Genomic DNA, 15276 nt, shown 5'->3' on the forward strand with positions numbered 1-15276 from the left:
GTCACTTTAAAAACCAAATTTCTTGATATTTTTGGACAAAAAAAGAAGCAAGGAGACTTGCTTCTTACTAACCTGGCATCTCGCTACTTTCGCGCCTAAGCACTATCATCGCCGTAGCAGAGCTTAACTTCCGTGTTCGGCATGGGAACGGGTGTGACCTCTGCGCTATTAACGCCAGATTATATGTTGTTTTAAAGATTACTCTCTGAAAACTGAATACTTGATTTCGAATTTATTCTTCACGTTGATTTGTAAATTGTTTTGTCCATTTGATTTGCGTCTAATTTCTTTCGATCTATTAGTAATGGTTAGCTTAATACCTCACGGTACTTACACATCCATCCTATCAACCATGTGGTCTACATGGGATCTTAACCTGATAAATCAGGTGGGAAAATTCATCTCGAAGGGGGCTTCTCGCTTAGATGCCTTCAGCGATTATCCTGTCCACACTTAGCTACCCAGCTGTGCCGTTGGCACGACAACTGGAGCACCAGGGGTGTGTTCAACTCGGTCCTCTCGTACTAGAGTCAACTCTTCTCAATTTTCCGACGCCCACAACAGATAGGGACCAAACTGTCTCACGACGTTCTGAACCCAGCTCGCGTACCGCTTTAATGGGCGAACAGCCCAACCCTTGGAACCGACTTCAGCTCCAGGATGCGATGAGCCGACATCGAGGTGCCAAACCTCCCCGTCGATGTGAACTCTTGGGGGAGATCAGCCTGTTATCCCCGGGGTAACTTTTATCCGTTGAGCGACGGCCCTTCCACTCGGGACCGCCGGATCACTAAGTCCTGCTTTCGCATCTGTTCGACTTGTAAGTCTCGCAGTTAAGCATCCTTCTACCTTTGCGCTCTATGCATGATTTCCAACCATGCTGAGGATACCTTTGAGCGCCTCCGTTACATTTTAGGAGGCGACCGCCCCAGTCAAACTACCCACCAGACACTGTCCTTAACCCGGATAACGGGTCGAAGTTAGAAAGTCAATGCAACGAGGGTCGTATTCCAAGGGCGACTCCACACACTCTAGCGAGTGTGCTTCAAAGTCTCCGACCTATCCTCTACACGTTGCACCAAATTTCAATATCAAGTTATAGTAAAGCTCCACGGGGTCTTTCCGTCTAGTTGCGGGTAACCAGCATCTTCACTGGTACTAAAATTTCACCGAGTCTGTAGTTGAGACAGCGAAGGGATCATTACGCCTTTCGTGCGGGTCAGAATTTACCTGACAAGGAATTTCGCTACCTTAGGACCGTTATAGTTACGGCCGCCGTTCACCGGGGCTTCAATTCAATGCTTTGGCTCAAAGCCTGACATCTCCTTTTAACCTTCCGGCACTGGGCAGGCGTCACCCCCTATACTTCGTCTTATGACTTAGCAGAGAGCTGTGTTTTTGTTAAACAGTTGCCCCTCCCTCTTCACTGCGGCTCAGCGTAAGCTGAGCACCCCTTCTTGCGAACTTACGGGGTGATTTTGCAGAGTTCCTTAACTACAGTTTTCTCGCTTGCCTTAGGATTTTCTCCTTAACCACGTGTGTTCGTTCTAGGTACAGGTGATTAATTATTAAGTTAGAAGCTTTTCTTGGAAGCATAGAGTCATGTACTTCACTACTAGGCGAACCGTTCGCTCCCCATCACGCTTCAATGTTGAATATGTTGCGGATTTGCCTACAACACCACCTTTGCGCTTGGCCCAGGACAACCAACGCCTGGGATACACTATCTTTCTCCGTCACTCCATCACTAATTAACCAGTACAGGAATATCAACCTGTTGTCCATCGAATACGCCTCTCGGCCTCTCCTTAGGTCCTGACTAACCCTGGGTGGACGAACCTTGCCCAGGAAACCTTGGTTAAACGGCATGAAGGATTCTCACCTTCAAACGTTACTCATGCCGGCATAATCACTTCCAAACACTCCACCAGTCCTCACGGTCTGACTTCATTGCGTTTGGAACGCTCCCCTACCACTGTATATAAATATACAATCCGCAGTTTCGGTGTAATACTTAAGCCCCGGTACATTTTCGGCGCAAAATCACTCGACTAGTGAGCTGTTACGCACTCTTTAAATGATGGCTGCTTCTGAGCCAACATCCTAGCTGTCTGTGCAATTTCACATCCTTACACACTTAGTATTAACTTAGGGACCTTAACTGGCGATCTGGGCTGTTTCCCTCACGAGCATGGACCTTATCACCCATGTTCTGACTGCCGAGTATAACTTATGGCATTCGGAGTTTAATTTTAATCAGTACCGCTAGGTGCGGCCATCATAAATTCAGTGCTCTACCTCCACAAGTCTAACCTCGACGCTATCCTTAAAGATATATCGGGGAGAACTAGCTATCTCCGAGTTCGATTGGAATTTCACCTCTAGCCACAACTCATCCGCGGTCTTTTCAACGAACGTCGGTTCGGTCCTCCATTGGGTTTTACCCCAACTTCAACCTGGTCATGGCTAGATCACTCGGTTTCGTGTCTACAACTACATACTGAACGCCCTATTAAGGCTCGCTTTCACTACGGCTCCACTTTTAATCAGCTTAACCTTGCATGCAATTGTAACTCGCCGGCTCTTTCTACAAAAAGCACGATATCACCCATTAACGGGCTCTATCTTCTTGTAAGCATACGGTTTCAGGAACTATTTCACTCCCCTCTCGGGGTACTTTTCACCTTTCCCTCACGGTACTGGTTCACTATCGGTAAAATGGGAGTATTTAGGCTTATCGAGTGGTCTCGACAGATTCCGACAAAATTTCACGTGTTTCGTCGTACTCAGGATACTTCTTCGAGATTAACATATTTCGTGTACGGGGATATCACCCTCTGTGTCATAGTTTCCCAACTATTTCCACTATATGTTAATTTTGTAACTCTAAGAGAAGTCCTACAACCCCGGTCCGAAGACCGGTTTGGCCTGTTCCCCGTTCGCTCGCCGCTACTAGGAGAATCACTATTTGTTTTCTTTTCCTCTTGGTACTAAGATGTTTCAGTTCCCAAGGTTCCCGACGTTAAGCTATGTATTCACTTAACGACGACGAGAGATTAGTCTCGCCAGGTTTCCCTATTCGGACATCATCGGATCAAAGCTCACTTCCAGCTCCCCGATGCTTTTCGCAGGTAGTCGCGTCCTTCTTCGGCTCCATTTTCCAAGGCATTCACCGTATGCCCTTACTTTTATTAGAAGAAATCTAATGGCAATTTACAAATTTTAGTTTTTAATTTCTGATCTCATTGTCAATAATTAATAACTATTTTTATTAGAAAATTGTTTTAAATTATTTAAGTTTCAAATTAATGAAACTTAAAATTCAATTGCTATCAAAACTAAATAAATTAGTTTTGAATAACTGTAGTATTCAATTCAAAAAGAATTAAATACTTTGTTTTAGTTTGTATATCGAAAATAATAAATTAAATTCAATATACGTTTCTCATCAAATATTCAGTTTTCAAAGAACAATCTTTCAGCAGATTATTTTAATTTAATAAAATGATCGCTGAAAACTAAATAGAACGAATAGTCAAAGTTGTTTATCTCAACTTCAATAATATTAATCTCCATAGAAAGGAGGTGATCCATCCGCACGTTCCCGTACGGATACCTTGTTACGACTTCACCCCAATCGCCAGTCCTACCTTGGTAGGCGCCCTCCAAATGGTTAGGCAACCTACTTCTGGTATTACCAACTCTCGTGGTGTGACGGGCGGTGTGTACAAGACCCGAGAACGTATTCACCGCGGCATAGCTGATCCGCGATTACTAGTGATTCCGGCTTCATGAAGGCGAGTTGCAGCCTTCAATCCGAACTGAGACCGACTTTATGAGATTTGCTCCTCCTCACGGGATTGCAGCTCTTTGTATCGGCCATTGTAGCACGTGTGTAGCCCAGGACATAAGGGGCATGATGATTTGACGTCATCCCCACCTTCCTCTAGCTTACACTAGCAGTCTCATTAGAGTCCTCAACTTAATGTTAGTAACTAATGACAAGGGTTGCGTTCGTTGCGGGACTTAACCCAACACCTCACGGCACGAACTGACGACAACCATGCACCACCTGTCTCAATGTTAGCCTCCGGCATATCTCTATGCCATTGCACTGGATGTCAAGCCCTGGTAAGGTTCTTCGTGTTGCTTCGAATTAAACCACATGCTCCACCACTTGTGCGGGTCCCCGTCAATTCCTTTGAGTTTCACACTTGCGTGCATACTACTCAGGCGGAGTACTTAATGCGTTAGCTGCAGCACCGAACTTAAGTCCGACACTTAGTACTCAACGTTTACGGCGTGGACTACTAGGGTATCTAATCCTATTTGCTCCCCACGCTTTCGTGCCTCAGCGTCAATAATAACCTGGTGAGCCGCTTTCGCCACTGGTGTTCTTCCATATATCTACGCATTTCACCGCTACACATGGAATTCCACTCACCTCTGTTACATTCTAGTTGCATAGTTTTCAAGGCAAACCGGAGTTGAGCTCCGGTCTTTAACCTCAAACTTACACAACCGCCTACGCACCCTGTACGCCCAATAAATCCGGATAACGCTTGTCACCTATGTATTACCGCGGCTGCTGGCACATAGTTAGCCGTGACTTTCTGGTAAAGTACCGTCAAAACAAAAGCATTTCCTCTTCTGTCTATTCTTCCTTTACAACAGAGCTTTACAATCCGAAGACCTTCATCACTCACGCGGCATTGCTTCATCAGACTTTCGTCCATTGTGAAAAATTCCCTACTGCTGCCTCCCGTAGGAGTCTGGGCCGTATCTCAGTCCCAATGTGGCCGTTCAACCTCTCAGTTCGGCTACGTATCATTGTCTAGGTGGGCCATTACCCCGCCTACTAACTAATACGCCGCATCCTCATCTTTTAACGAACCAAACGGTTCTTTCCTCTTCTTCTCATGCGATAATGAAGATCTTATGCGGTATTATCCTTCGTTTCCAAAGGTTATTCCCCATTAAAAGGTAGATTAGATACGTGTTACTCACCCGTTCGCCACTGGAGTGCAAGCACTCCCGTTCGACTTGCATGTATTAGGCATGCCGCCAGCGTTTATCCTGAGCCAGGATCAAACTCTCATTTGAAACATTAGTTTATTAAAAACTAATAAAAATGATTTGATTCTGACTATTCTTTTTTATCTCAATTTAATTGTACGAGTTATTTTACAATAACTTCGAATCGTCTATTTCAACGATTCATTTAACAAGTAATTGGTTGTTCTATTTAGTTTTCAAAGATCATTTCCGATTGCTAGAAATTTCCCTCTTATTTCATAATTATTATTATAATTTTAAGTTTTAAAAAGTACGTTTCTCTCAACGACTTCTAGATAATAACCTTTTCAAAACAAGAAAGCAAGAGAAAATTTAAAAATGTTTAAACTTTTTTAAATTATTTTCTTAACCCTTTGTTTTAGCCTTTTTAAGACTAATTATCACTAGGAATAAATTGATTATAAACATGAGATTTTTTAAATTCAAGATGTAATTTTAAAAAGTTATTAAGTTTTATAAAGAAGAAAAAAACCTCAAGTTAAGAAGACCTTAACTTGAGGTTAATTTTAATTATTTAGTTAAAGGGTTTTTGTAGTTAATAACAATTCCTTTTAATCTTGTACATGATAATAAGGTTTCATGAATTCCTTGAACTCCAAACCCAGAATCTTTAATTCCCATGAATGGGAATGAGTCAGGACCACGTTGGGTTTTTCCATTAATGTTAGCAGTTCCAGTTTCTAATTGTTTAGCAACAGTGATTGCTAAATCAATATCTTGTGAAAAGACAGCTGCTTGTAAACCATAAACTGATTCATTAGCAATCTTAATTAATTCATTAATATCATCATTTCTGATAATTGGTAAAACTGGTCCAAATGGTTCTTCTCAAGCTAAATCAGATTTTAATGACACATGATCCATTAAAGTTGGCGCCATTAAATTGTTATCTCTCTTATTTCCGATGACCACAGTAGCACCATCTTTAATTGCTCCATCAATTAAAGATTGAACAAAGTCAGCAGCTTTTGGTGAAATCACTGGTGTAATATCTGCATTATCCATTGGTTTTCCCACTGTTAATTTTTCAATTCTTTCTTTTAATAAAGGAACTAGTTTATCAGCAATCGCATTAGTTGTTAAAACTCTTTTAATTGCAGTACATCTTTGTCCTGAATAAGAAAAAGCACCACTAATAATTTGATCAGAATAAAAATCAAGGTTTTTATCATCTAAAACAAGAACAGGATCTTTTCCTCCTAATTCTAAAATGACATCTTTTGTTGAAGCAATTTCTAAAATATGATGTCCAACATCAACACTTCCAGTGAAGGAAATAAAGTCTAATTCTTTGTTTTGGGTAATAATATCTCCAATTACAGAACCTCTTCCAGTTACAACATTAAAAATACCAGCAGGTAAACCAGCTTCAACTGCTAGTTTTCCTAACATACTTCCAGTCATACTTCCAGCAGTTGCTGGTTTAAATACAACAGTGTTTCCCATTACTAAGTCTGGTGCTATTTTTGACATTGCTAAGTTAATGGGGTAGTTAAATGGTGAAATAGCTAACCCAACTCCTTTTGGTAAACGTTCATAAATAGCATATTTATTTTGCACATCATAACCAGCACCAGTAAAGGCCATTGGTTCTAGTCTTTTAGCTTCTTCTAAAGTGTAAGTAATATATTCAACAGTTCTGTCAACTTCTGTTAAAGCATCCTTATAGTTTTTAGCAACTTCTATTGTCATAATTTTTGCTATTTCTTCACGGTTTTTAGCAATTAACTCATTTCATTTAGTTAAATAATTAATTCTTTGAATTAAAGTTAAGTCTCTTCATGCTGGAAAAGCAGCTCTAGCTGCTAAAAAAGCATTATCAATATCTTGTTCATCTAAAGCAGCAACAGTCCCACCTGTTTGTAAGGTTGTTGGGTCTAAAATATTTAAACGTTCTTTTCCTTCAATAAACTTGTTATTTATAACAGCATCAAATTTATACATTATAATTTCCTTCTTTCGTTTCTATTATTTATATTCTAATCCAAAAGCGCACTTACTAAAAGAGAGTTTGTAACTTATTTGAAAATAAAAAAGTACTGCTTATTTAGCAGTACTAATTTCATACATTACAATTGAACCAGCCACAGCTGCATTTAATGATTCAACGTTTTCTTCCATTGGAATTAAAACGTTAATATCAATTAATTCTGAAATTTCTGGTGAAATCCCAACAGATTCATTTCCAATAATCACAGCATATTTTTCATCATCTTTAAACTTAACTTTATTTAAGAATTTGGATTCTTCATGCATTTGGGTTCCAATAATAATATATCCTTGGTTTTTTAATTCTGAAATTGATTGAACAAGATATTCTTTAACTAAGTTAATTTGAAAGAAGTTTCCTTGAGTTGAACGAATAACTTTATCGTTATAGTAACTTACTGAATTTGGGTTACTAATGACAGTTTTAAAGTTAAATGAAGCAGCACTACGGATTAAAGTTCCAACGTTTCCAGGATCTTGAACACGGTCTAATAAAAGAATGTTGTTATCATAATCGATGTGTTGTGGAGTGATCTCACAAACGGCAAACACATTTTGACTATTAACAGTTGAAGCAATCTTTTTGGCCACATTATCTTTAATTAAAAAGATATTGTGATAACTTGAGATTGGTAAAGCCATTGCTAAATCATCATAAGCATCTTCAGTCATATAAATTGCATCAACAATTCCTTTTTTCATAGCTTCTGCTACTAAGTGAATTCCTTCAACAACAAACTTACGTTCTTTTTTACGATAACTAACATCGCTTAAAAGTTTAATAATTTCTTTAATTTTAGGATTAGTTACAGAACTAATCTCTTTTAATTTATCTTTCAATTCAATCTATCTCCTTATTTTTTATTAATTTTACCTAATTCTTCATTGATTTTATCAAAGACAGAACTTCTTAAATTACGTTCTGCTTTATCTAAAGTATCAGAATGTTTAATTAAACTTTTTGATACTTTAGAAATATCTTCTAATTGGGTGTCTAGTTTTTTCTTTAAAGCTGGTAGTTTAGAAACACTAAAGTCTTCTAAAGCTTCAAGTTTACGTTTACATTCATTAACAATTTGTTCAGTATCTTGGTTTAATGATTTTGCTAAAATATTTTCTTTTTCAGCTTCAATTTCAATCATTTTTCTCAAAATTTGCGCCACAAAGATAAAACTTTGGGGATCTGAAATATAAATACCATCTTTTCCATCAGCTTTCACAAAGGGCACATCATGGAATTTTTCATCAAATGAAGTTGCTACTAAGATTCCATATTTAGATTTCTTTTTCGCAGCATCAGTTTCTAATTTATTAATTCAAGTATCTTTTCATTCAGCATTTTTAACTTCATAAACAATTCTTCCAAGTTCATGATTGTTATTATCTTTAACAATTTGTAGATAATCAGCTTTTTCTCCATCACGATCTGTGATTTTTTCAATACTGTCATTAAATCCAAAGGCTTTTCTCAATTCGCCTTCAACTTCATGCTCAAAGTTTTCACCCTTTGTTTTTGAATGAATTAAACGATTTGCATTAATTGCTTGTTGCAACTCGTTGATTTGTTTATTATATTCTGCTTCTTGTTTTTGTAAAGCAAGGTTCTTTTTATCTTCAAAACTTAATTTTTCTTGTTCAAGTTTATTATTTAAATCAGCAATTTGTTGTTCTAGTTTTGCTTTTTGATTTTGATTATTAATTTCGTTAGTTTGGTTTAATTCTTTTTCTTTATTTTCTAAGTTAATTTTAGCCTTTTCTTGTTCTGATTTAAGTTCTAATTTTAACTTTTGAATGTCCATATTATTTAAAGCAAGTTTTTCTTGATATTGTTTATCAATTTCTGAAGCTTTAATTTTAACTTTATTATCAAGTTCAGCTTCTAAGCTTTTAATTTGGTTTAATAGTTCTTGATTCTTATCAAGTTCTACTTGTTTTTCTTTTACAAATTTTTGTTGTTCTTCTAAAATTGTAGCTTTTCTAATTTGTTCTTGTTTAGAAATTTCATCTTTTCTAATTTCAGCTTCTTTTGTTTTTAAAAGATCATCAACTCTAAGGTTTAAATATTTAGATAAAGCTTCTTGGTTGTGACCCATCAACTCTTCTAAAGTAAAGGTTTTGTGACAGTGTGGACACTGAAACTCAATTGTTCGTTCTTCTCTATTCATAAATAATAACTTCCCTCTTCTATAACTTATTTTATTACATTCATTAAAAAAATCCGGGGTATCCCGGAAATTATTAATTTTCTACAATAACATTTAAAGTGATTGATTTCTAGGAATTTTGCATAATCAATAATTAAATTCTTTTATAATTTTTCCTGAGGAATCTTTTCCTCTTTTTATTCATATTCTAAAACCATAATCATCATTTGACTTGTAACTAGGCCCACCAGTTTTATCAATTGCTTCGCTTATTGTATCATCCATTGAATAAACTCCATCTTTTTCTAAATTTGTTCAAGCAAGAACAGCATTACTAACAAAATAATCTTTGAATATTTTGTTTTGCTCTTCAGATAAGTTATTTATAATATTTTCTAATATTTTGTTAGATAACCTAAACACTGTGCTAGCATCTGAAATTGTTGACATTTTTGTATCTAACGGAAGATTTAAATTTGTGTTTTTATTTATATTCTTTGATATAAGATTATTTATTTCTGTATTCTCTGAAGAGATTGTTTGCTTTGAACAACTGGAAATAGGAGAAGTTAAAGCTGGTATAAAAGCGATGGCAAAAAAAATTGCTAATTTTTTTTTCATAAAAACAAACCCTCATGTTCTATTTAATTAAATATATTATATAAAATATGTTGAGAACATATGAGTTTAATTGCAATAATTCTAAAAAATTATTTTAATCGCACTCACATCCTCCTTCTCTCCTCTAGAAAAAATTAAATCGTTAATTTTTAAGGTGGTGTTACCATTTGCATCGATGAACTCTAGGGAATAGTTGCCTGGTAAAAATAGTCCTGATAGTTCTAGAAAATTCAGAGATTGGAAAGCAATTTTACTTTCAAAAGTTAGTATGTTCTCTTCTAACATACTATCAAAATCTTCTTTATTGAAAATCAAAGATTTCCCACTTCCTAAATAGTTAATAATATTTGTTCTAGTATAAAGTAAATATTTCGTAACATTTATATCAGAGGTCTTAAAATCTGAGTTTTTTAGACCTGGCAATTTAGATTCTTCAATAACTTCTTTTGGATTTTGCCAAATAAATGTATCATTATTACCAGTTAATATTAATTGTTTTGAATTTTTCATTTTATTAGGAGTTTTATTTTCTAAGTTAAAATACAATGATTTTAATTTGACATTAATATTTTTATATTTCCATAAACCACGTCCGGATTCTGTTTGATCAGATATATTTCCGTCGATGTCATAAACAGGTTTAGAAGTAAGCTCAAATCAATATGGCAATAAAAATCTTGCATCATCTTGTTTATTGTTACCAATTGAATTAGTTCCGAATATATACGGACTAAGCATTGTTCTAATTTTTTTATAATTTGAGTACTGTGTAGAATCGATTTTATTAGGATGAGCTTGTTCTCATGATTTTTCTAATCCATCAATATATTCTGAAATAGTTTTACCTTCGAATTCCTGCTTATAAAGAGCCATTTTGTTTAATTCTTTTGTTTGTTCGTTTGTATACCCAGCACCTTTGAAATTCATAGAATAGTTGTATGAAGCATTTAATACATCTTTTAGTAATTCAGTAAGGCTGGAAGGTTTTATAGAATTATCTAAAACGTATTGAATACTTAGATTTTTTTCAAATCATTCAAATCTATAGAAAGTGTTTGCATATAACAATTGATAGGGTAAGCTATATAAATTAGGTCTCTCGCGGCTACCTAATTCATCGCGATTATCACGATCGTTAACGATAGGTCAATTGTCTCTGTTTTCATACTTATCTTTCCCATATGTAACGCTAGACCCTTTTCAAGAACCTGTCTGTTTTCCTTTTTTTACATCATAAAAAATTTCAGGAAAATCAATTTTTATATATTCAACATTATTAGCACTGATAGTTTCTTTAGAAACAGCTTCTTCATCACTAAATTCAAGTAATTTTGATATTTCGAAAGATGAATGATTTGAATCGGAAATTCTTTTTGCTTCCTCGAGCGCAAATATTCTATCGCTCATTCAATAATTAATTACATCAATTTTTTTAGAATTAGATATGTTAATTGGATTTATTCAAAGAGGGAATAGTACATCCTGCGGTTCTAAACTTATGTAAGAACTTATACCTTTTTCCGAATTAACAGCTTTTAAAGAGCTAATCAAAAATGATTTAGGTGTTTTTATTTTAATTTTAGACAACATTGTTTTATTTAATTCTTTACCAATTTTAATAATTAAATTATTTGCATCTCTTGGTTTTCATTCGCTTAATAAAGTCGTCCCGATAGTTAATTCTCTAGAAAGATTTAAATTGTCTTCTCCAAATGTTTTTGAAGTAAAAGTTTGAATGATTTGACCAAAAGTTTCTATGTCTATATCAGTTTTAATTTCGAATTCTGAAACTAAATAAAGTTTATTAGGATTGTATTCAAAATCTTCTGTAGTTGTATAAAATTTATCATATTTACTAACAATAGCTAATTCTCCATCCATGTTACTTAGCGATTGTTTACTATTATAACTATATTGAGGATTCTCGATTAATTCTGCTTTTATTTTTTTAACATCATCAAGATCAATAATTCTTAAGTTTTCTGTGTATGGAGAATATGTGATAAGTTCCTTATTTGCATCAATATTTTTGAATATTGATTTGATTGGATAGATGTAAAGTTCTCTTTCCATGCCTGGTATCTTGTTATTTTCAATTTCATTGCCTATTTGGAAGAAATCAAAATCATCAAATTGCTGGTTATTCATCATACTCCTCCTCAAAGTGTTCATTTCTAACTTCACCTATTTTCCTTGATATTGAAAAACTGTATTCTACTTTTTTGTTCATTTTATTAATCTCACTTTCATAATGTTCGATTCTATTACTGTTTTCTTGCAATTCATTGTTTAATTTTTTTACAACTTCTCTTAAATCGTCTAATTCTTTTTGTGTATTTTTATCAACATACTTTGGTAACTCTGAATTAAACTGAGAATATGTCTTTTCTATGTAATTATTTCTTTCCAACTCAATATTTTCTTTTCTTAAATTAAGAAATTGCTTTTTTTGCTCTAAAGATTTTAGATTTTTAGAGATTATTTTGTTTTCGTTTTTCATGTACACTATTTCATTTTGCGTTCTCATAGCGACATCATAAGACTTTAATAAATTTGTCATTTTTTCTCCTTTTATATAAAAAATAATTTAAATTTTATTCTGCATAAAAAAACAATAATGTTTGTCTATCTGGATCAAGGTTTCATTTTGTAGATTCTAGTGCAAAATTAAATGTATTATCTGATCTATTTATAGTTAGTGTTGACATTAGAACATACCCTGCATTGTAAGTTTCTAGGATTGGAATTCTGTATCAAGCTAAATTTTCCGGGCCATAAGATAAATTAAATATATTAACGTATAAAATTATTTCGGCCATTAATTGTCCAGAAATACCAATAACTTTATCAGGAGATAATCATGAAGGCAGTTTAAATAAAACATTTGTGTTATCTTTTTTTTCACCAGAAATCTTAATTGCTTTAATTTTCAATTTCTCTAACATATTGTTTTGGTTTTCAATAGCACTATTTTGAGTTTGATTGATAGTTTTTTGATTCTCTACAATTTCTTCAACATATTTGACATCTGCTTTTTTATCAATGTCTGCTTTCATTTTTGGAATATCAGCAACTCTATTATTAATTTCGTTTGCAATTTTATTAGAAATTGTTTCATCATTATTAATAATATTTTTAGCAATTTGAGCCAAATCTAATTTTGATTCAATATATCCTAATGTTTCTTTTTTTCAATTTTCATCGTCAATTTTATTTTTAGCAATTTCATCGTCAATTAATTTTAAAACATTACGATTAGTCAAATCTAAAGATTCAACTAATGTTTTAACGTATTCTTTGTTTATTAATTCATTTGGATCAATAGTTTTAGATCATTCTTCAAAAACTTCATTTCAAGATTTAACTTTATATAATTTTTTTATATTTGTATGACTTAATCACGCCATGGCTGATGGTGGAAAAATATCAGTAATAGATCCATTATTGTTTTTAAAATAATTAGTTAGTGAATAATCCTTAGAATTGTTGGTAATAATTAAATCAACGTTTGAATTAATAGGAAGTCTTCCGAATAATATGGCTTCAAAAGTATCGAAGATTGCCAACATGATGTATCTTCTATTGATTTCAGAAGTCATTTCAAACGGAATTAAGTCAAAGTACCCATCAAAATGTAAATTAATTAAACTTTGGATTCTAATAGTTGCTGTTTCTCATAGTTCCTCAACACTATCGAATTGTTTCTCAAATTTTTTCGGTAGATTTGCTAATCGTTTCTTTCCAAAATTATTATTAGCAATAAAATCCTCTAATTTAAATCAAGGATAGTTGTAATTAGTTCTCATCATTTTTAATAACCTCTGTTCTGTTTTCTTTTAAATCTAAAATAATGTTCGGCTCATTTAAAACATCATTTCCAAGATTTTTATTTAGTTTAATAACCATTTGTTTGATATTTGTTTTAAATTGATTGATTGTATTATCGATATCAAACATCGAAACGTTTGTTTCTTCCTTACTGTCAGATTTATTTTTAATACCTGACAAATTAAAAATGTTTTTCATTTGTCAGTCATAATAATCCATAAAATTTTTAATTTGATTATTTGGCTGGTATAAAGCGTTTGTCGCTCTATAGTTTGGGTCTAAAGAACTAATACGATCGATTTTTAAATCAGTAAATTCTCTTAAACCGTGGTCTTCTGTTTCTTGGTTTGAATCCATGTCTGAAAAAATAGCTTCTTTTTTAACCATAGAATTTAATAATTGATCAGTTAAAATTTTTTGTACAAATTCTAAATGTCTGGCTAGATTTCTTTGATGAGAAAATTCATCTTCATCTAAATCATTGGTTCGTCACAAAACGAACGGAAGAGTTTCATAATTATCGTTTAAGCCAAATTTATCAATAAAGCGTTTTCTTTGCTCCTCATTCATTTTTTCTTCATTATTGTTATTTAACTTAATCAAGTTAAAAGTCAATTTTTCTTCATTAATAAACTCGATATACATCTCAGTTTCTTTTCCATCTTCTCAATAATTAAATAAATGGGTCTTTAAATAAATAATTTCGTTAGTTAAATAATTAAATTGAATTTCTTTAACTTCAGAAGATAAAAATTTAGTTTTGTTATTAATTGATAACAACAAAATTCCATATTTTTCATTGTTTACTAAAGATTGTTTTGAAACTTTATAAATAACCGATTTATTATTTTTTGCTTCTAGAACTTGATTAAAAGTTGAGTTATCCGTTGTTAGATTCTTTCAATCAAATTTATTCAAATTTGTTTTTATCAAAGCATTTAATAAGTCAAAACTTTCTTTAGTTTCAACTAGTTCATCAAATTCTTCATAAACCACAAATTTTTGATATCTGTTTGTTTCTTTCATGTTTTTTCCTCTCACTTTAATATGATTGTTGAAATTCTAACATTTCATCTTTCATCATTGGTTTCATATCACACTCCATTTATGCAAATAAAAAAGTAGCTTTTTAAGCTACTTCATCATTTAATTCTTTTTCTTCAATTTGTTGAGCAAAAGCACTAGCCCCTTTAGCATTTTTAGTAGTTGAACGAAAGATTTTTTTACTCTTTTCAAAATCTACTTTGGCTTTGTCAATTAATTGTTTTAATTCTTTGCTTTTTGCTTTGATTTCTTCTGGCGAATCATTTGTTTCAGATAATCCTAGCATGCGATCAATTAAAGAATTTCTATACTGTTTATATTTTTTTGATGCATCAATTGCAGGAACAGCTCATTTGAAAATTAATGCTGATAAGAATAACGCTGCAAAAGCAATGCTTAAAACAATCAAAACAATATATCCAGTTTTAAGATTTCTAATTGCTGGAATTGCTGTAAGAATAAAACTTAATGCAGTTCCTACTCCCATACCAGTTAAATATGGGATTGCTTTAGAAAAATATGTATAAAATTTACTATTTTTTAACATTGATAACCTCCTTGCTAGAATTATATT

General features: G+C 33.2%; 9 protein-coding genes and 3 rRNA genes. All 12 read right to left on the reverse strand.

What is annotated here, in order from left to right; all coding sequences use genetic code 4:
- Positions 1–70: 70 nt before the first annotated feature.
- Positions 71–179, reverse strand: a 5S ribosomal RNA gene (gene rrf, locus CP520_RS01855).
- Positions 180–277: 98 nt separating this feature from the next.
- A 23S ribosomal RNA gene (locus CP520_RS01860) occupies positions 278–3196 on the reverse strand.
- Between the two features lie 382 nt (positions 3197–3578).
- Positions 3579–5103: ribosomal RNA gene (locus CP520_RS01865) — 16S ribosomal RNA — on the reverse strand.
- The 16S, 23S and 5S rRNA genes sit together here, the layout of an rRNA operon.
- Before the next feature lie 483 nt (positions 5104–5586).
- Entirely contained in the window at positions 5587–7020 is a 1434-nt protein-coding gene (locus CP520_RS01870; protein ID WP_096862783.1) for an NADP-dependent glyceraldehyde-3-phosphate dehydrogenase, read from the reverse strand.
- Between the two features lie 99 nt (positions 7021–7119).
- Positions 7120–7905, reverse strand: a complete 786-nt coding sequence (locus CP520_RS01875) for a TrmH family RNA methyltransferase (protein WP_245832592.1) — start codon at positions 7903–7905, stop codon at positions 7120–7122.
- A gap of 14 nt (positions 7906–7919) precedes the next feature.
- Positions 7920–9230 carry a DUF2130 domain-containing protein gene (locus CP520_RS01880; RefSeq protein ID WP_096862784.1) on the reverse strand — a complete coding sequence of 437 codons (1311 nt, stop codon included), beginning with the start codon at positions 9228–9230 and terminating at the stop codon, positions 7920–7922.
- A 93-nt stretch (positions 9231–9323) separates the two neighbouring features.
- Positions 9324–9830 (reverse strand): hypothetical protein, encoded by a 507-nt coding sequence (locus CP520_RS01885; protein ID WP_096862785.1) that lies wholly within the window; start codon positions 9828–9830, stop codon positions 9324–9326.
- An 81-nt stretch (positions 9831–9911) separates the two neighbouring features.
- A complete protein-coding gene (locus tag CP520_RS01890) occupies positions 9912–11978 on the reverse strand; it encodes a hypothetical protein (RefSeq protein ID WP_096862786.1) in 2067 nt (688 codons plus the stop codon).
- The gene (locus tag CP520_RS01895) at positions 11971–12390 is read right to left on the reverse strand and encodes a hypothetical protein (protein ID WP_096862787.1); all 420 of its coding nucleotides are present in this window, start codon (positions 12388–12390) and stop codon (positions 11971–11973) included. Before CP520_RS01895 ends, CP520_RS01890 begins: the two co-directional genes overlap by 8 nt.
- Before the next feature lie 34 nt (positions 12391–12424).
- Positions 12425–13639: a hypothetical protein gene (locus CP520_RS01900; protein ID WP_096862788.1), complete on the reverse strand. Its 1215-nt coding sequence runs from the start codon at positions 13637–13639 to the stop codon at positions 12425–12427.
- Positions 13626–14684, reverse strand: coding sequence for a hypothetical protein (locus CP520_RS01905; RefSeq protein ID WP_096862789.1), 1059 nt, complete (start codon positions 14682–14684; stop codon positions 13626–13628). The genes CP520_RS01900 and CP520_RS01905 overlap by 14 nt, the downstream gene beginning before the upstream one ends.
- 103 nt (positions 14685–14787) lie before the next feature.
- Positions 14788–15249: a hypothetical protein gene (locus tag CP520_RS01910; protein ID WP_096862790.1), complete on the reverse strand. Its 462-nt coding sequence runs from the start codon at positions 15247–15249 to the stop codon at positions 14788–14790.
- Positions 15250–15276 lie beyond the last annotated feature (27 nt).

It is taken from the genome of Mesoplasma lactucae ATCC 49193, assembly GCF_002441935.1.
GTDB classification, from domain to species: domain Bacteria; phylum Bacillota_I; class Bacilli_A; order Mycoplasmatales; family Mycoplasmataceae; genus Edwardiiplasma; species Edwardiiplasma lactucae.